The following is a 17,784-nucleotide window of genomic DNA, read 5'->3' as shown; positions in this document are numbered from 1 at the left end:
AACAAAAAACCCCTTCTGAGCTTTGACCTAGAAGGGGTTTTACTGATTCGATTTCGATGGCTCCTGCTAGTCACAGGGCTGAGTGATGATTCTGCAGTGATTGACTCCAGTCAGGGGCAATGTCCAGTGCACTCAGCCACGAAGCTACGAATGAGTTGCGATCGCCTACTGGGCTGGCGTTGAGGAATTCGCACCTCGGAATTGATAAATCAGATAAGCCCCTAAAGCCCCGACCAAGAAACCAGCGACGTTGCGGAATAGCGGTAGCCAGTCGGAAGTCCGCGTGATCACCGGCCCAATGCCGAAGGCAATGAACAGAATGCCCCAAAGCGGCGAAAAGATCAGAACCCATTGCCAAGCAATGACTTGGCCCGGCTTACGGGGGTGAGCTGTAAAACCACAGACCAAGCCGCCCAGAACAGAGGTGACGAGTGTGAGGATCCATTGCTCTTGAGGGAGTCCTGGCACCACACTGCACCCGCCTTGGCGGAGACACCCTTCGATGGAATGTAGAGAGTCGAAGATCGCTCGGTCTTCGCCATGGTCGCGCACATAGAACTGGTTGCCGTAGCGGGTTTGTAACTCCACCCAAAAGGTACGGGGCATAAAGGCGTAGAAGGCTTCGCCGACATTGAAGTTGAGTAAATTCCCGCCCCGTTGATCTGCGACCAGCAGGACACTGCGCTCATCTAGGTTCCAAAAATCCCGCACGGCGAGGCCCGGCGTGCGATCGAACTGCGTCAGCACCCGCAGCTTCCAGCCAGTTTCCTCCTCAAACTGGTTGAGTTCCCGCGCGAGGCGTTGCTCTTGGGTATCGGTGAGAACGCGAGCCAGATCGATGATGGGCGTGGGGCTATCAGGTAACAGCTCCGGGTTATTGAAGGCGTGAGCTGGCGCAGCAGGGATGAATAGCAATAGCGCCGCGATCGCAGCACAGAGTTTCGGAAGCCAGGAGGTCAACATGGGCAGTACCGGAACGGCGCGGAAAAAGGACAAGGCAATGCAGCAAAAATCACAATTCTTAATAAGACTCTCATCGTAGCAAGCCGACTCCCGCTCTCATCACCTCCCCAGGATTTCTAGCGTGCTAGAGAAAGCCTGAAAAACCACCTTCAATTGAGGCAAGGCCATCGGTTTCGCAAATCGTACCCGTCGGCAAAGCGGATACCAGTTTTTAAGAATGACTCAAGACTTAGTCAGCAGCGTCCCAATCTGGGGCGATCGCGGTGGAGTGTCGATAACCGAATGACTCGCGATCGCCGTTAGGCTACCGTGATTCCAAAGCCCCTCCATGTGAGAGCGTTCATGGCCATCAAGGAGAATCCCACGCGGCCCAGCCGCAATCGCATTATCAGCCTGGTTTTGTTTGGCGTGGGTCTATTCTTTCTGCTGATTGGATTGATCCCCGGTGTGGGCAGTCCACAGGTGTCTCGGGTGCCCTACAGCTTGTTCATCGATCAGGTGAATGATGGTTTGGTAGCCCGTGCCTACATCACCCAGGAACAGATTCGCTATCAACTCAAGGATGATGTTGAGGGTAAGGCTGGCGATGTCCTGAGCACAACGCCGATCTTTGACTTAGAACTCCCGCAACGACTGGAACAAAAAGGGGTTGAGTTTGCCGCCGCCCCGCCCCAGAAAGGGAACTTCTTCACAACCTTGCTGGGCTGGATTATTCCACCCCTGATCTTTATCGGGGTCTTGCAATTTTTTGCTGCTCGTCAAGCCCGCAACGGCCCACAGGGAGCGCTTTCCTTTACCAAGAGTCGCGCCAAGGTCTACGTCGAGGGTGATGATACCCGTACCACCTTCGGTGATGTTGCAGGGGTTGAAGAAGCCAAGGCAGAGCTACAGGAAATTGTTGATTTCCTGAAAACCCCCGAACGCTACCTCAACATTGGCGCCCGCATCCCCAAAGGGGTGCTGCTCGTGGGGCCGCCAGGGACGGGTAAAACCCTGCTGGCCAAGGCCGTCGCTGGCGAAGCGCGAGTGCCGTTCTTCTCCATTTCGGGCTCTGAATTTGTTGAACTGTTCGTTGGGGCGGGCGCTGCTCGGGTCCGCGACCTGTTTGAACAAGCCAAACAAAAGGCTCCCTGTATCGTCTTCATCGACGAATTGGATGCAATCGGCAAGTCCCGTGCCAGCGGCAACTTTATGGGGGGCAATGACGAACGCGAGCAGACCCTCAACCAGTTGCTGACCGAGATGGATGGCTTCTCAGCGGATGGAGCCACCGTCATTGTCCTAGCGGCCACCAACCGACCGGAAACCCTCGATCCAGCCCTGTTGCGACCGGGTCGTTTCGATCGCCAAGTCCTGGTTGATCGTCCTGACTTGGCTGGGCGGAAGGCCATCCTCGACATCTATGGCCGCAAGGTCAAGCTCGATCCTGAGGTCGATCTGCAAGCGATCGCAGTACGCACGTCTGGGTTTGCAGGTGCTGATCTAGCCAACCTGATCAACGAAGCGGCACTCCTCGCCGCGCGTAATGGTCGCACCCAAGTGGCGCAAGCCGACCTCAACGAAGCAATCGAGCGGGTAGTCGCCGGCCTTGAGAAGAAGAGCCGTGTACTCAACGAGAACGAAAAACGGATCGTTGCCTATCACGAAGTCGGGCATGCGATTGTCGGCGCTTTGATGCCTGGAGGCAGCAAAGTCGCCAAGATTTCGATCGTGCCTCGCGGCATGGCGGCCCTGGGCTATACCCTGCAACTACCGACGGAAGATCGCTTCTTGCTCAGTGCGGAGGAATTGAAAGGCCAGATTGCCACCCTTCTCGGTGGGCGATCGGCGGAAGAGATTATCTTCGGCAGCATCACCACCGGGGCATCAAATGACCTGCAGCGGGCTACGGATGTGGCTGAGCAAATGGTCACGACCTATGGCATGAGCCAAGTCCTAGGACCGCTGGCCTTCGATAAAGGAGGCGGTAACAATTTTCTCGGAGGGGAGGGGATGAATCCTCGTCGTCGGGTCAGTGATGAAACCGCCAAGGCAATCGATGCCGAGGTGAAGCAACTCGTAGACGAGGGCCATGAGCAAGCACTGGCCATTCTGCAACGTAATCGTGACCTCCTCGAGGAAATTGCCCAGCGCATCCTCGATGTGGAAGTGATTGAAGGCGAAGAACTGCAAGCCCTGCTTCAGCGCGCTGAACTGCCAGAACTCCAACCGGCGTAAGTCATCTGTCGCAATTCAATAACGAGACCCTTCTTCGCAGTGAGTGGAGGAGGGTCTTTTATAGGCGCGATCGCGCCAACCATGAGGGTTTCTTCCAGAGTAGTCATGAGTTCGCTCGAGAATTGCGCAGGCAAGTGCTAGAGGCTCCGGAGAGGACTGAGCTTGCCGCGACCCACAAAAAAGCGGAACCCCCAGATGGGAATTCCGCTGCACTCCAGAGAGGTCAAATGAGGCGCGATCGCCTCCTTAGGGTTTAGGCAAACACTTTGGTTTGAGCGCGCAGTTCGCCTTTGGCGTATTTTGCTGCGAACTCATCCAAACCTTCTTGCTTGATCTTGCTAGCTTGGCCAGCGGTGTTGAAGGCCACGTAGCGATCGACGCACACTTGTTTCATGTACTTGATCGCCGGTTTGTTGAAGTGGCGGGGGTCAAAGTTGCTGGGGTCTTTGGCCGCTGCTTCACGAACCGCAGCCGTGAAGGCCAAGCGGTTGTCGGTGTCGATGTTGATTTTGCGGACGCCGAGTTTGATCGCTTTTTGGATCTCTTCGACGGGAACGCCGTAGGTTTCCGGAATTTGACCGCCGTACTCGTTGATCAGTTCCAGCAACTCTTGGGGCACCGACGAAGAACCGTGCATCACCAAGTGGGTGTTGGGCAGACGACGGTGGATTTCTTCGATGCGGCTGATTGCCAAGATTTCGCCCGTCGGTTTGCGGGTGAATTTGTAAGCACCGTGGCTGGTACCGATCGCAACGGCCAGGGCGTCAACTTGCGTTTTTTCGACGAAGTCAACCGCTTGGTCGGGGTCGGTCAGCAGTTGCGAATGATCGAGAGTGCCTTCAAAGCCGTGGCCGTCTTCTGCTTCGCCTTTGCCGGTTTCCAAGGAGCCCAAGCAACCCAGTTCGCCTTCGACGCTGACGCCGATCGAGTGAGCCACATCCACCACTTGGCGGGTCACTTCGACGTTGTACTCGTAGCTTGCAGGGGTTTTAGCGTCGGCTTCCAAAGAGCCGTCCATCATCACGCTGGTGAAGCCGTTTTTGATGGCGGAGTAGCAAGTGGCCGGGCTGTTGCCATGGTCTTGGTGCATGGCGATGGGGATGTGGGGGTAGGTTTCCACAGCCGCCAGAATCAGGTGGCGCAAGAAGTTTTCGCCAGCGTAGCTACGGGCACCCCGAGACGCTTGCAGAATGACAGGGCTATCAGTTTCGTCTGCCGCTTGCAGAATCGACTGAACCTGCTCCAGGTTGTTGACGTTGAAAGCAGGAATGCCGTATTCGTTCTCAGCTGCATGATCAAGCATGAGCCGCAAGGGTACGAGCGCCATAGAAGGTCCTCCGACTTGGGTTCCTGAATGCTGACGACCTGTTCGACCAGGCCGCAACTCTCTGTTCAAACAATCTTAGGCTAAGGGCAGCCCTGCAGACGGTCGCGAGCAATGCTAAGCGGGATCAAGCCGCGATCGCTCCTCAAACGACTGCCCTGTCATCGCAGATCCCTAGTTCAGGACTGCAATTACTAACAGCCTACACAAGAGCTAATGGTGACTACTGAAAAAATGGGTCGCCTGGGATTCGAACCCAGGACCAATCGGTTAAAAGCCGAGTGCTCTACCGCTGAGCTAGCGACCCATGCCTGATTGAGGCACGTTTTCTAATTTAGCATAAGTGCCTTGCTCCGCAAGCGATCGCCGCAAGGATTTCAGTCAGATGAGGCGAGGCGGGCCTGCAGGCGCAGAAATTCCAGCGGCAGACCATCGCGATCGGCCAAAAACATCACTTCGTAGATAGTGCTTCCAATCTGTTGCTGGCGCGGAGTCAGCAACACTGGGGCTAGGTCTTCGCCCTGAGCCTGTAGTCTGGCCTGAAACCCATCCAGCCACTGACTAAGATTTGGCGTCTGCTCAGTCAGGTCAAAGGAGAGATGGTAGTAGCCGGTGTAGTGCTCGTCGTGGAAGGCATCAGCGGCAGGTTGGGGTTGGGGGACTTGCAGGAGTTCGATGCGGCCGCCCAAACCTTCCATCCAGCAAGCCAAGGTGTAGCCGGCAGTGAAGCGCTCGCAAACCTGAAATCCTAGAAGTTCGTAGAAGGCGATCGCGCGATGGATATTGGCTGTTCGGATCGAGACGTGATGCATGGGGCAGGGTGCAAGTGGGTGTGGATGGTTGAGTTGTGATGATTCTGGTCTATCAATCAAAACCTTTGTCCGTGGGGGTGATTGCGCACCCCCACACCCACGCACTGGGGGACTCGACTCCCCCAGCCCCCCCCGCAACAGGATGATCGGTGGGACTTCATGGGTAAGAGTCAGACATTGCGATTAGTTGACTTGCGGGAGCAGGCATTTGGGTTTGAGGCTCAAACAGCACTCCAAGGGCAATCATGATGTCTGCGTCACTGACGGCGATCGCGGTCTTGGGGCTGGCGGCTCTGCTGGACTATGGCGTGGGCGATCCCTGGGGCTGGCCGCATCCGGTGCAATCCTTGGGTTGGGTGATTGCTCGCTGGCGCGACTGGACGTTTCGCTGGCTGAAATCTCCGATCGCTCAGCGGATCTCAGGCGTGGTCCTGACGATTGTTCTAGTGGCTGGTAGCGCGATCGCCAGTTGGGCAGTCTTTGACGCGATTGCTCGTTGGTCGCCACTCCTCTCGGCAGGATTACAGGTGATTCTGCTGGCGAGTTGTTTCGCCGGTCGGAGTCTGCGCGAGGCGGCGGCAGAAGTTCTGAAGCCTTTAGTGGCTAATGATTTGCCAGCAGCCAGAATCGCCCTGAGTCGCTATGTAGGTCGCGATACCGATCAGCTCTCGGCGACCGAGATTCAGCGAGCGGTGCTGGAAACTGTGACTGAAAACGCGACGGATGGCGTATTGGCACCGCTGTTCTATGCCGGACTGAGTGCAGTGCTAGGACTTGGCCCTGTCCCTTTAGCGATCGCCTACAAAGCCGCCAGCACTCTGGACTCAATGGTGGGTTATCGCCGTCCGCCCTATACCCATCTTGGTTGGTTCCCAGCTCGCAGCGAAGATGTCTGGACTTGGCTACCCTGCCGCTGCGTGGTGCTGACGATCGCGATCCTCAGCGGTCGACCTCAGCAAGTCTGGCAAATCTGTTGCCGCGATGCACCAGCGGATCCCAGTCCTAATGCGGGTTGGAGTGAAGCAGCCTATGCAGCGGCCCTCGGTGTGCAAGTCGGTGGCGACAACCACTACCAAGGCCAAATTGTCTCGAAGCCACTATTGGGGGATCCGGTGCGATCGCTGGACACCACGGTGATTCAGCAAGCCTTGCGTCTGACCCGCATCGCTTTCCTGTTGTGGTTGGCGGTAATTACGGTTTTGCTCCTGCTTCAAGGGCGCTGAGAGGCGTCCCCTCAGCCCAGTATTCTGGGAAAGGCTTTTTCCATATCTCATGCGCGTTCGTGTCGCTGTTCCCGCTACGACGGCCAACCTCGGGCCGGGTTTTGACTGCCTTGGGGCAGCCCTAACGCTCTACAACCAGTTTTGGTTTTCGGTGGCACCTTCAGGTGAGCTGGAGATTACGGCTCGCGGCCTCGATGCCGAGAAGATTAGTGGCGATCGCGACAATCTGGTTTATCAAGCCTTTGCTGCCTTCTTTGAAAAGCAGGGGCAGCCTGTCCCTGCCCTCCGGTTGGAGATTGAGCTGGCGGTGCCGCTGGCACGAGGCTTAGGGAGTTCTGCGACCGCGATCGTGGCCGGTCTTGTCGGTGCGAATGCGCTGGCAGGCAACCCGTGGACCAACGCTCAACTTTGCGATCTGGCGACGGAACTGGAAGGTCATCCTGACAATGTGGTGCCGGCGCTGCTGGGCGGTTGTCGCTTAGCCGCTCGCGATCGCCAAAATCAGTGGGCGATCGCCGATCTCGACTGGCACTCTGACTTGATTCCGGTCGTTGCCATCCCGGACTTCGAACTCTCAACGGAAGCAGCGCGTCAGGTTCTCCCCACGCAATACAGCCGCAGTGATGCGATCTTCAACGCTGCTCATGTCGGTCTCGTGGTGCGATCGCTAGCCAGTGGCAATGGTGAATGGCTAGCAGCCGCTCTCCAGGATCGCCTCCATCAGCCCTATCGTCAGGTGCTGATTCCCGGCTATGAAGTGGTGGAAGCTGCTGCTTTGAAGGCTGGCGCTTTTGGCCTAGTGATCAGCGGTGCCGGCCCGACCCTATTGGCGATCGCCAGCCCAGATCACGCTGAAGCAGTGCGACAAGCCATGCAGACAACCTGGCAAGCAACTGGACTGTCTGTCCGAGCTGAAATTCTGGCGATCGCCCAGACTGGGACGCTTGTCGAATCGGAAGCCGAAAATTAAAGTCACGATCGTGTCATAAAACTTTACAATCAAGAAAGAGTGGCGATCGCTGACTTGAGTATTTCTACTCAGCTCGGGTATATACTGGATGCCGAGCCACTAAGCAAATCTGCTTATCGACCAGGCTTGCACCTGGAGACCCGATGACAAGCGAACAATTTCCCTGGCTTACGAGCATCATCCTGTTGCCAATCGTGGCAGCACTCCCCATTCCGTTAATCCCTGATAAGGATGGCCGGACAGTCCGCTGGTACTCCCTATTGGTGGGGCTGGCGGATTTTGCGTTGATGGTCTACGCCTTCTGGCAGCATTTCGATCGCAGCGAAGCTGGGCTGCAAATGGTCGAAAAGATTAGCTGGGTTCCGCAAATCGGCCTCAACTGGTCCCTGGCTGTCGATGGCCTGTCGATGCCCTTGGTGCTCCTGACCGGATTGGTCACGACGCTGGCTATCCTGGCCTCGTGGAACATCAACGTCAAGCCCAAGCTCTTCCATTTCCTGCTGCTGCTGCTTTACGGCGCTCAGATTGCCGTTTTCACAGCCCAAGACATGATGCTCTTCTTCCTCGTCTGGGAATTGGAGCTGGTGCCGGTCTACCTGCTGATCTCGATTTGGGGTGGCCCCAAACGGCAGTACGCCGCCACTAAATTCATCCTTTACACCGCCCTTGCCTCACTGTTCATCTTGGTGGCGGGTCTGGCTCTGGCCTTCAGCGGTGATAGCTTTAGCTTTGACCTGACTGAACTCGGCCTCAAGAACTATAGTTTCTGGCTGGAACTGCTAGCCTACGCTGGCTTCTTGATCGCTTTTGGCGTCAAACTCTCAGTCTTCCCGCTCCATACTTGGCTGCCGGACGCTCACGGCGAAGCCAATGCACCCGGATCAATGCTGCTGGCTGGCATCCTCTTGAAGATGGGGGGCTATGCGCTGATTCGCTTCAACGTACAACTGCTGCCGGAAGCGCACATCCACTTTGCGCCTGTTCTTGCCGTTCTGGGCATCGTCAACATCATTTACGGTGCGTTCAACGCCTTTGCCCAAGACAACCTCAAGCGCAAGATCGCCTACTCTTCGATCTCGCACATGGGCTTTGTCCTGCTGGGAATTGCGGCCTACAACAGCTTGGGTCTGAATGGCGCCCTGTTGCAGATGCTCTCCCACGGCTTGATTGCAGCAGCACTGTTCTTCTTGGCAGGCGTTGCCTATGAACGCACCCACACGCTGCAAATTCCGCAAATCAGCGGTCTTGCCAAGCAAATGCCCGTCACCTTTGCACTGTTCACGGCGACGGCGATGGCTTCCTTGGCGCTGCCGGGTATGAGTGGTTTTGTCAGTGAACTCACGGTTTTCCTCGGCTTCACCGACAGTGTCTACAGCAGTGGCTTCCGCACCGTAACTATCCTGCTGGCCGCCGTGGGCTTGATCCTGACGCCCATGTATCTGCTTTCGATGCTGCGCCGGATCTTTTACGGCAACTACAACCTGCAACTGGGCCAAGTGCTGGCAGATGCTAAGCCCCGTGAGCTGTTCATCACCTTCTGCTTGCTCATTCCCACCTTGGCGATCGGTTTCTATCCGAAGCTGACCACTCAGGTCTATGACGCCACGACCACTGCTTTAGCCGCTCAAGTGCAGGCGAATCTACCTACCGTTGCCTTGACTCAGCAAGGAAGTCTCTACTCGCAGATGCCAACGGGTGAAGAAACGACGGCAGTCTCCATGGTCTCCGCCCCTGTGATCGATTAAGTCCTCACTGAAGCACTTGATTGATCAGCAGGAGCACTTGCTGCACTGCATCTCCTCTCTCATTGCGAGGGAGGAGATTTTTCGTTGGAGGAGGTTGAGTTGCTTGAACTTGCCAGTAGACCGATAGGTCATTTTAGGGGTGTCCTGGCCGACGACCCCAGCGATCATAGGTTTCAAAGGGCTGTTCAATCCAAGGATTATCAGTCAGGACTTGTGCCACAAAATCCGGCTGAAACTGGCTACTGGGTTTCTGCCAAAGGACAGCTGTGCGCAGCTCCATAACCTTTTGGGTTTGTTGCAGCCAGACCCTGGTTTGCTGCAGGGTTTCGCCGGAATCCACGAGGTCATCGACCAGCAGTAGCGGACTGAGTAGGCGATCGCTGGTCATGGCGATGTTGGCACCAATCTGAACGGCACCGCGATCGCGACCTGCTTCACCACCGTAGGATTGCACCGCCATCACTGCCAGCGGCACTTGCAAGATGCGCGAGAGGGCATCGCCTAAATAAAGACCGCCCCGCGCGATCGCAAGAACCTGTTGCGGCCGCCAATCTGATTGCTGAATCGCGATCGCGACTTGCTCAATTAGGGTCTGATAGGCCAGCCAATCGACCTGCAAAACCGCCGTCATGCCGTTGGCAGCCCAGCATCAGGCTGGAATTGCTGGCGATACCAGTCGATCACCGTTGTTAAATCGAGTTGCTCTAGTGAAATCGATGCAGCAGTCGCCGCTTGACTGAGCGGCTGCTTGGCCGAAAGCAACAGCCTTGTCCAAAAATTGAGAAACGATTGATCGACCGTCAAACCTTGTTGCTTCAGGGCCTCAGCAAGTTGGGGAGACTGTTGCAACCAAGCCTGTAGTTGCGGCGCTTCGATCGCGGCGATCGCTAATTGCTGATCAGCAGCTAATGCTTGCAGGAGGCGCAGGGAATAAGCCGCCAGCCGCAGGGAAAAGCGATCGCGGGCAGGGAGTAAGGTCGCTTCAATCGCAGACACTTCCTCAAGGCTGAGCAAGTTGGCAAAGGGATCAGCAGTCATGGTTGAGGTTGAATCAAGTAGCCACAGCGATGTTCACCATCGATCAGCCAGTGAGTGCGCTCCACATGGCAGTCGGGCAGGGTTTCGGCAAACAAGGCCAGCTCGTGGTCACAGACGCGGGGGAAGGACTCGGCGACACTGGCGATCGCACAGTTATATTCCGTGATCACAAAAGCGGGCGGGCTGCGATCGGGTGCCGGATGGACTTCGGCCATGAAGCCTTCGGCCTGCCGTAAGGCAGCCAACTGTTGCAAACGATCGGCCAGACTGCCCTGCCCCAACTGTTGCCGATAGACCTCGGCCTTGCGACGCCATTGGTGAGCCAAAACTGCTTCAAACTCTTGGGGCGGCAACATTTCGGAGAGACTGTCCAGCAAATCCACCGCAAAGCGATCGTGGCTACTGGGAAACTGCGATCGCCCTTGGCGGCTCAGCCGGAAATGATATTGCGGCCGTCCCATGCCAGCCACAACCGCTTCCTGTTCAATCAGACCTTCTGTGGCTAAATCCTTGAGATGCCGCCGCACCGCTTGGAGACTAATTGCGAGGGCTTCCGCGATCGCCGCAGACGTTGCTTGCCCTTGCTCTAGCAAAAGACTGAGAATCGCTTCTTTCGTTGTAGGGCTGTGAGCGGGGGGCATTCGCTTTCTACAATGCAAGAGGGAATCTGGATGGACTTGGCAGCGATCGCAGCGGACGCACTTGAACCCAAGACTTTGACAACATTGATGTTGTTCAAATAACCTAAGGTAGTTAAGCAACGTCTGTGTTGTTCAACCCAGATTATACCGACTTCGTCATTCCCCTCTTCTTCCCATGACCCAGACGACCAGCCCCGCTTCAGCCTCCGACAAAAGCTTGGAGACCATGCGGAAGTTTGCTGAAACCTACGCCAAACGGAGCGGCACCTATTTTTGTGTCGACCCCGGGGTGACAGCCGTGGTGCTGGAAGGCTTGGCTAAGCACAAGGAAGATCTGGGGGCTGCTCTCTGCCCTTGTCGTCACTACGAAGACAAGCAAGCCGAAGTGGAAGCGGCGTTTTGGAATTGCCCATGCGTGCCCATGCGCGAACGCAAGGAATGCCACTGCATGCTGTTCCTGACGCCGGAAAACGAATTCGCTGGGCCGAATCAAGAGATCAGTCTGGAACAAATTCGCAGTCTGACTCACCCTGCTTAACGCGATCGCCTGTCTGCCGCTGCCCTGAGAGAGAACCGCCATTCATGAGCGCCACGGTGCAAGCGCTGGTTAACCAGCCTTACAAATACGGCTTCGTCACCGACATTGAGACCGAAAAGATTGCCAAGGGCCTCAGTGAGGACGTTGTGCGTCTGATTTCGGCCAAGAAAGAAGAGCCAGAGTGGATGCTGGAATTTCGGCTCAAGGCCTATCGTCGCTGGCTGACGATGGAGGAGCCGGATTGGGCAGCGGTGGGCTATCCCGCGATCGACTACCAAAACATCGTCTACTACGCAGCACCCAAGCAAAAAGCTGAGAAGAAGCAGAGCTTGGATGAAGTCGATCCGACGCTGTTAGAGACGTTTGAGAAGCTGGGGATTCCCCTCAGCGAACAGAAGCGGCTAGCGAATGTGGCTGTTGACGCGGTGTTTGACAGCGTTTCAATCGCCACCACCTTCCGCGAAAAGCTCGCTGAAGAAGGCGTAATTTTCTGCTCCATTTCAGAAGCCGTACGGGAATATCCCGAACTGGTGAAGCAGTACCTCGGCAGTGTGGTGCCGATTGGCGACAACTACTTCGCAGCGCTCAACTCTGCAGTCTTTAGTGACGGCTCCTTTGTCTTCATTCCCAAGGGCGTCCGCTGCCCGATGGAACTGTCAACTTACTTCCGAATCAACAGCGGCGACACCGGTCAGTTTGAGCGGACGCTGATCGTTGCCGAGGAAGGCAGCCACGTCAGCTATTTGGAAGGCTGCACCGCACCGATGTTCGACACCAACCAGCTGCATGCGGCGGTGGTGGAACTGGTGGCCTTGGATGATGCCGAGATTAAATACTCGACCGTTCAAAACTGGTACGCCGGCGATGAAAACGGCAAGGGCGGCATCTACAACTTCGTGACCAAGCGCGGTCTCTGCAAGGGTCGCAATTCCAAGATTTCTTGGACGCAGGTGGAAACCGGCTCAGCAATCACCTGGAAATACCCCAGTTGCGTGCTGGTTGGCGACAACAGCGTTGGTGAGTTCTACTCCGTGGCGCTGACCAACAACTGCCAGCAGGCCGACACTGGCACCAAGATGGTGCACATCGGCAAAAACACCCGCAGCACGATCGTCAGCAAGGGCATCTCTGCTGGACGATCGCAGAATAGCTATCGCGGCTTGGTCAAAGTAGGGCCACAGGCGACAGGGGCACGCAACTACAGCCAATGTGACTCGATGTTGATTGGCGATCGCGCTGCTGCGAACACCTTCCCCTACATCCAAGTCCAAAACGCCAATGCTCAAGTTGAGCACGAAGCCTCGACCAGCAAAATTGGCGAAGATCAGCTCTTCTACTTCCAGCAACGGGGCATCTCCCTCGAAGACGCAGTGTCGATGTTGATCAGCGGCTTCTGTAAGGACGTCTTCAATCAGCTGCCGATGGAATTTGCCGTCGAAGCCGATCGCCTACTCAGCCTCAAACTGGAAGGCTCAGTCGGCTAACCCCATTTCTTCACCATTGACCCATCGTTTTGTCCGCAGGAACGACTCGTGATTATCGAAAACAGTGATGTGATCCTGTCGATTCAGGATCTGACAGCTGAGGTTGAAGACGCTGCCATTCTCAAGGGCGTCAATCTCGAAGTACGCGCCGGTGAAATCCACGCAATTATGGGCCGCAATGGCTCTGGCAAAAGCACCCTGTCCAAAGTCTTAGCAGGGCATCCGGCCTACCGCGTCACCGGTGGCAGCGTCACCTACAAAGGGCAGGATCTGCTGGCACTCGAACCGGAAGAGCGATCGCGCGCTGGGGTCTTTTTGGCCTTCCAATATCCGCTAGAAATTCCTGGCGTCAGCAACCTCGATTTCTTACGCGTCGCAGTCAATGCCCGTCGCAAGGCTGCAGGCCAAGAAGAATTGGATGCCTTTGACTTCCAAGAGCTGGTGGAAACCCGCTTGGATGTGGTCAAAATGAATCCCGATTTTCTCGGCCGTGGCGTCAACGAAGGCTTCTCGGGCGGCGAGAAAAAGCGTAACGAAATCCTGCAGATGGCGCTGCTAGAACCGAGTCTCGCAATCCTAGACGAAACTGATTCTGGCCTAGATATTGACGCACTCAAGATCGTTTCCGACGGCGTCAATCAGTTAGCCAATGCTGACAACGCCACAATTTTGATCACGCACTATCAGCGCCTGCTCGACTACATCAAACCCGACTTTGTGCATGTGATGGCGGAAGGCCGGATCATTCGCACCGGTGGCCCCGAATTGGCGCTGGAGCTGGAAGAAACCGGCTACGAATGGGTCGACCAAGCTTTGGCAGGAGCGGTAGTCTAATGACGCTTTCTGTGGTTTCTCCTCTGGAGCAAGTCAACTCCGATGCTGCGCCGGTTTCCGCCGTCGAGCAACGGCAAACCGTTCTCCAGCAACTGCTGAATTTAGGGCAGTCCGCAGCCGGGGCTGAGTCGTTGCAAGCCCAAGCTCGCGATCGCCTTGCTGATTTGGCAATCCCTTCGACGAAAGTTGAAGACTGGCGGTTCACCGATCTTTCCTTGCTGCTGAAGCGATCTTTTTTGGCAGCACCGGCGACAGCAGAGGCAGATTTCGTCGAACCGCTTTTGCTGGCGGACGTGCCGCTGCGAGCCGTCTTTGTTGATGGTCAATTTCAGCCGGCGCTTTCCAGTACGGAATGGCCAGAAGGACTGAGTCTGACGGTTGGCTTTGATGCTGCGATCGCCCAAAACTTACTGGCCGACGACCTGTTTGCCACGCTGAATACGGCGGGCTTTAGTCAAGCAGCTGTGATTCGGGTGGCTGCCGGAGCTGCGATCGCGCAACCCCTGCATCTGCTCTGGATTAGCAGCAGCACCAGCGATACAGCGTTTAGTCAGCCCCGGGCCTTGATTGAACTGGGCGCGAATAGTGCCCTGACGGTGATCGAAGATTTTGCGCCACTCGGCAACGACTGCACGGCGGATTACTTCGTCAATGCCGTCACGGAAATTCAGCTGGGTGCCAATGCTCAGCTGCAACACAGCCGCGTTCAACGGGACGGCGATCGTGCTGTTCACATCGGTACAACGACGGTGCAGCAAGAACGGGATAGTCGCTACCACGGCATCGCGATCAGCACCGGCGCTCAACTGTCGCGCCACAATTACCTGGCGGCTCAGAATGGTTCGCAGGCCGAAACGATTCTGGATGGTTTGAGTCTGGCCGATGGCGATCGCCTCGTCGATACTCACAGCGGCATTTTCTTCAACCAGCCCCATGGCCGCAGCCAGCAACTGCACAAGTGCATTGCCAGCGATCGTGGTCGGGCAGTGTTCAGCGGTCGCGTGGTGGTGCCGCAAATTGCCCAGCAGACCGATGCGGCGCAATTGAGCCGGAATCTTCTGCTCTCTCCGCGGGCACGGATTGACGCCAAGCCACAACTGGAAATCGTTGCCGATGACGTCAAGTGCAGCCACGGCGCTACCGTCAGCCAGCTCAGCGAAGACGAGATCTTCTATCTGCAAAGCCGTGGCTTGGATCAGGCAGCCGCCACCCATTTGCTGATTGAAGCTTTCGCTGGCGAAATCCTGCAAAAACTACCGTCTGCACAGTTGCGTGAGGCTCTTAGCCGCTGCGTCAGCTGCCGTGCCGAACGTCCGGAATCCTCTCCTGCCTCCTAGAGCTGAACCATGACTGCGATCGCCCTGACCAATCTTGCGACTGAGGTTCGTGCCGACTTCCCGATCCTGCATCAGCAGGTCAACGGCAACCCATTGGTCTATCTCGACAACGCGGCAACCTCGCAAAAGCCGAGAGCGGTGATCCAGTCCCTCGTCGATTACTACGAGGGCTACAACAGCAACGTCCATCGCGGCGTTCACACCCTCAGCGGCAAGGCAACTGATGCCTACGAAGCAGCGCGGCAAAAGGTGGCGCGGTTTGTCAATGCTCGCAGCGAACAGGAGATCGTCTACACCCGTAATGCCAGCGAAGCGATCAACCTCGTCGCCTACAGCTTCGGCATGAATTTTCTCCAAGCCGGTGACGAGATCATCCTCTCGGCCATGGAGCACCACAGCAACCTCATCCCTTGGCAATTTGTAGCGGCCAAAACGGGAGCGGTGCTGAAATTCGTCGGCGTGACTGAGACAGGACAGTTCGACCTCGAGCAGTTCCGCAGCCTCCTCAGCGGTCGCACCAAACTGGTGTCAGTTGTCCACGTGTCCAACACACTGGGCTGCTGCAATCCCGTCACGGAAATCTGTCAGCTCGCCCATGCCAAGGGTGCGCGAGTACTGATTGATGCCTGCCAAAGTCTGCCCCATCAGGCGATCGATGTGCAGGCGATCGATTGTGATTGGCTCGTCGGTTCTGGTCACAAAATGTGTGCCCCAACCGGCATTGGTTTCCTCTACGGCAAGCTCGACCTATTGCGTCAAATGCCGCCTTTCCTAGGTGGCGGCGAAATGATCGCGGATGTCTTCCTCGATCACGCAACTTATGCAGATTTGCCCCACAAATTTGAGGCAGGAACCCCCGCGATTGGAGAAGCGATCGCCCTCGGTGCTGCGATCGACTATCTCACTGCGATCGGCATGGACCGCATCCACGCTTACGAACAGCAACTGACGCAACATCTGTTCCAGCGGCTGACCGAAATTCCGGAAATACAAGTTTACGGGCCAACCCCGGAACAGGATCCGCATCGCGCTGCCCTCGCTGCTTTTACGGCTGGCGACGTGCATCCCCACGATCTCTCAACCATCCTTGATCAGTCAGGGATTGCGATTCGGGCAGGCCATCACTGCACCCAACCCTTGCATCAAGAATTAAAGATTCAATCAACCGCGCGTGCGAGTTGCTATTTCTACAACACGACCGAAGAGATCGATCGCTTCATTGATTCGCTCAAAGAAGCCGTTGAGTTCTTTGGCGCAATTTTCGCTTAGGCGATCGCGATCACTTGTGCTGTTGCTCAAGGACTACCCGCATTGACCGCTGCACTACTCAAAATTGGTGAAATCGCCAAACAAGTTGGGGTCGCCGTCGGCACGATTCGCTATTACGAAACCCTGCAACTGATTCAACCCAGTACGCGGGGGGAAAATGGCTATCGCTACTACACTCACCAAACGATTCAGCACCTGCAATTCATCCGGCAGGCACAGACTTTAGGATTTTCACTGGAGGAAATCCGACAAATTCTGACGGTCTATGCCGAAGGCACACCCCCTTGCGGATTAGTGCAGACTCTACTCAATCAAAAAATTGAAGCTTTAGAAGAGAAACTCCAGCAGATTCAAACCTTCAAAGCGCAGCTAGAGTCCTACCGCGATCGCTGGCAACAAACACCTCAGCCTCAGACCTTGGCAGAATCAGAGATCTGTCCGCTAATTGCCACAATTCCTCAGACGTAATACGCCCAAACTTCGCTACTGAAACTCGCCTAGCATTTTTACTTCTGGATGAAGGCTGACGCCAAAGCGATCGCGTACAGTTCCTTGGACGTGCTGAATCACATCAAGAATGTCTTGGGCGCGGGCAGAGCCACAGTTCAAAATGAAATTGGCATGCATTTCAGACACCTGGGCATCACCAATTTGATAGCCCTTTAAGTTGCATGCTTCAATCAGTTGCCCGGCTTTTTGCGGCTCGGGGTTACGAAAGACGCTGCCACAATTCGGCAGATGATACGGTTGGGTACGTTTGCGCTGTCGGAAATTGGCACTGGTATCCGCTAAGACCTGCGATCGCTCAAATCCAGGCTGGAGCTGCAAGTTCACTGAGACAACACAAGCCTGACCCGATTGCAGGATTGAGTGGCGGTAATCATATTGCAAGTCAGCCTGTGACCAGGTTTCTAGACCGCGCGGCGTAATCACTTGAACCGATTGCAAACTATCAGCCATGCAACCGCCTTGAGCTCCAGCATTCATGACTGCAGCTCCGCCGATCGTGCCCGGAATGCCCACCGCCCATTCCAAACCACGCCAACCCTGCCGAGCAGCTGCCCAAGCGAGTCGTGGGATCGGTTCACCAGCAGCGACTTGGATCAAACCTGCTGCTGGATCAAATCGGGCACCTTGGAGTTGCCGCAAATTGATCACCAAGCCATCCAAGCCGCGATCGCTGATCAACAGGTTAGAACCGGCACCTAAAAACGTGATCGGCAGACTTTCAGACTGAGCCCACTGCCAAGCCGCAGCGATCGCTTCCGAAGACTGCGGCTCCAAATAAAATTCCGCCGTGCCACCCACCCGAAACGTCGTCAGTGGCGCCAGTGAGACAGCCGATCGCAGTCCTTCGAGTGACATCACAACTTCCATCAGCCCTGAAAT

17 protein-coding genes and 1 tRNA gene are annotated in these 17,784 nt (G+C 56.0%); 10 read left to right on the top strand and 8 right to left on the bottom strand.

The genetic code is table 11. From position 1 onward, the window contains the following. Window positions 1-165: 165 nt before the first annotated feature. Entirely contained in the window at window positions 166-963 is a 798-nt protein-coding gene (locus DOP62_RS00360; RefSeq protein ID WP_208673617.1) for a TPM domain-containing protein, read from the bottom strand. 342 nt (window positions 964-1,305) lie between these two features. On the opposite strand from DOP62_RS00360, the gene ftsH4 reads away from it, so the two are divergent. Next, window positions 1,306-3,180, top strand: coding sequence for an ATP-dependent zinc metalloprotease FtsH (gene ftsH4, locus DOP62_RS00355; RefSeq protein WP_208673616.1), 1,875 nt, complete (start codon window positions 1,306-1,308; stop codon window positions 3,178-3,180). 253 nt (window positions 3,181-3,433) lie between these two features. On the opposite strand, the gene fba is transcribed toward ftsH4, so the two are convergent. From fba to DOP62_RS00340, 3 genes are all read right to left on the bottom strand, one after another. Further along, entirely contained in the window at window positions 3,434-4,507 is a 1,074-nt protein-coding gene (gene fba / locus DOP62_RS00350) for a class II fructose-bisphosphate aldolase (protein WP_011242426.1), read from the bottom strand. A gap of 232 nt (window positions 4,508-4,739) precedes the next feature. Continuing rightward, window positions 4,740-4,811, bottom strand: a tRNA-Lys gene (locus tag DOP62_RS00345). A gap of 70 nt (window positions 4,812-4,881) precedes the next feature. Next, window positions 4,882-5,316 carry a VOC family protein gene (locus tag DOP62_RS00340; RefSeq protein WP_208673615.1) on the bottom strand — a complete coding sequence of 145 codons (435 nt, stop codon included), beginning with the start codon at window positions 5,314-5,316 and terminating at the stop codon, window positions 4,882-4,884. A gap of 245 nt (window positions 5,317-5,561) precedes the next feature. Between DOP62_RS00340 and cbiB the strand changes: the two genes are divergently transcribed. From cbiB to DOP62_RS00325, 3 genes are all read left to right on the top strand, one after another. Next, window positions 5,562-6,539, top strand: coding sequence for an adenosylcobinamide-phosphate synthase CbiB (cbiB, locus tag DOP62_RS00335; RefSeq protein WP_370538823.1), 978 nt, complete (start codon window positions 5,562-5,564; stop codon window positions 6,537-6,539). A 49-nt stretch (window positions 6,540-6,588) separates the two neighbouring features. Then, window positions 6,589-7,509 carry a homoserine kinase gene (gene thrB / locus DOP62_RS00330; RefSeq protein WP_208673613.1) on the top strand — a complete coding sequence of 307 codons (921 nt, stop codon included), beginning with the start codon at window positions 6,589-6,591 and terminating at the stop codon, window positions 7,507-7,509. 143 nt (window positions 7,510-7,652) lie between these two features. Further along, a complete protein-coding gene (locus DOP62_RS00325; protein ID WP_208673612.1) occupies window positions 7,653-9,254 on the top strand; it encodes an NAD(P)H-quinone oxidoreductase subunit 4 in 1,602 nt (533 codons plus the stop codon). Between the two features lie 133 nt (window positions 9,255-9,387). On the opposite strand, the gene DOP62_RS00320 is transcribed toward DOP62_RS00325, so the two are convergent. The 3 genes from DOP62_RS00320 to sufR are packed head-to-tail and all read right to left on the bottom strand — an operon-like array spanning window position 9,388 to window position 10,933. Further along, on the bottom strand, window positions 9,388-9,885 hold the full coding sequence (locus DOP62_RS00320; RefSeq protein ID WP_208673611.1) for a phosphoribosyltransferase: 498 nt from the start codon (window positions 9,883-9,885) through the stop codon (window positions 9,388-9,390). Next, window positions 9,882-10,292 (bottom strand): hypothetical protein, encoded by a 411-nt coding sequence (locus DOP62_RS00315; protein ID WP_208673607.1) that lies wholly within the window; start codon window positions 10,290-10,292, stop codon window positions 9,882-9,884. Before DOP62_RS00315 ends, DOP62_RS00320 begins: the two co-directional genes overlap by 4 nt. Then, window positions 10,289-10,933: an iron-sulfur cluster biosynthesis transcriptional regulator SufR gene (gene sufR / locus DOP62_RS00310; RefSeq protein WP_208673605.1), complete on the bottom strand. Its 645-nt coding sequence runs from the start codon at window positions 10,931-10,933 to the stop codon at window positions 10,289-10,291. The genes DOP62_RS00315 and sufR overlap by 4 nt, the downstream gene beginning before the upstream one ends. Window positions 10,934-11,108: 175 nt before the next feature. Here sufR and DOP62_RS00305 point away from each other — a divergent pair, with 175 nt between their 5' ends. The 6 genes from DOP62_RS00305 to DOP62_RS00280 are packed head-to-tail and all read left to right on the top strand — an operon-like array spanning window position 11,109 to window position 16,863. After that, on the top strand, window positions 11,109-11,471 hold the full coding sequence (locus tag DOP62_RS00305; RefSeq protein WP_208673604.1) for a ferredoxin-thioredoxin reductase catalytic domain-containing protein: 363 nt from the start codon (window positions 11,109-11,111) through the stop codon (window positions 11,469-11,471). A gap of 44 nt (window positions 11,472-11,515) precedes the next feature. After that, entirely contained in the window at window positions 11,516-12,955 is a 1,440-nt protein-coding gene (gene sufB, locus DOP62_RS00300) for a Fe-S cluster assembly protein SufB (RefSeq protein WP_208673603.1), read from the top strand. A gap of 48 nt (window positions 12,956-13,003) precedes the next feature. Further along, window positions 13,004-13,789 carry a Fe-S cluster assembly ATPase SufC gene (gene sufC / locus DOP62_RS00295; protein WP_208673602.1) on the top strand — a complete coding sequence of 262 codons (786 nt, stop codon included), beginning with the start codon at window positions 13,004-13,006 and terminating at the stop codon, window positions 13,787-13,789. Further along, window positions 13,789-15,126: a Fe-S cluster assembly protein SufD gene (gene sufD / locus DOP62_RS00290; RefSeq protein ID WP_208673601.1), complete on the top strand. Its 1,338-nt coding sequence runs from the start codon at window positions 13,789-13,791 to the stop codon at window positions 15,124-15,126. The genes sufC and sufD overlap by 1 nt, the downstream gene beginning before the upstream one ends. 9 nt (window positions 15,127-15,135) lie before the next feature. Then, complete coding sequence (locus DOP62_RS00285) at window positions 15,136-16,395, top strand: SufS family cysteine desulfurase (RefSeq protein ID WP_208673600.1); 1,260 nt, start codon at window positions 15,136-15,138, stop codon at window positions 16,393-16,395. A gap of 42 nt (window positions 16,396-16,437) precedes the next feature. Continuing rightward, the gene (locus DOP62_RS00280) at window positions 16,438-16,863 is read left to right on the top strand and encodes a heavy metal-responsive transcriptional regulator (protein WP_208673599.1); all 426 of its coding nucleotides are present in this window, start codon (window positions 16,438-16,440) and stop codon (window positions 16,861-16,863) included. Window positions 16,864-16,878: 15 nt separating this feature from the next. On the opposite strand, the gene murB is transcribed toward DOP62_RS00280, so the two are convergent. After that, on the bottom strand, window positions 16,879-17,772 hold the full coding sequence (gene murB, locus DOP62_RS00275; protein ID WP_208673594.1) for a UDP-N-acetylmuramate dehydrogenase: 894 nt from the start codon (window positions 17,770-17,772) through the stop codon (window positions 16,879-16,881). Window positions 17,773-17,784: the final 12 nt, after the last annotated feature.

Source organism: Synechococcus elongatus PCC 11801 (genome assembly GCF_003846445.2).
Classification (GTDB): Bacteria; Cyanobacteriota; Cyanobacteriia; order Synechococcales; family Synechococcaceae; genus Synechococcus; species Synechococcus elongatus_A.
Note: the sequence above shows the minus strand (reverse complement) of the source record. Positions and strands in the feature narration are given on the sequence as shown.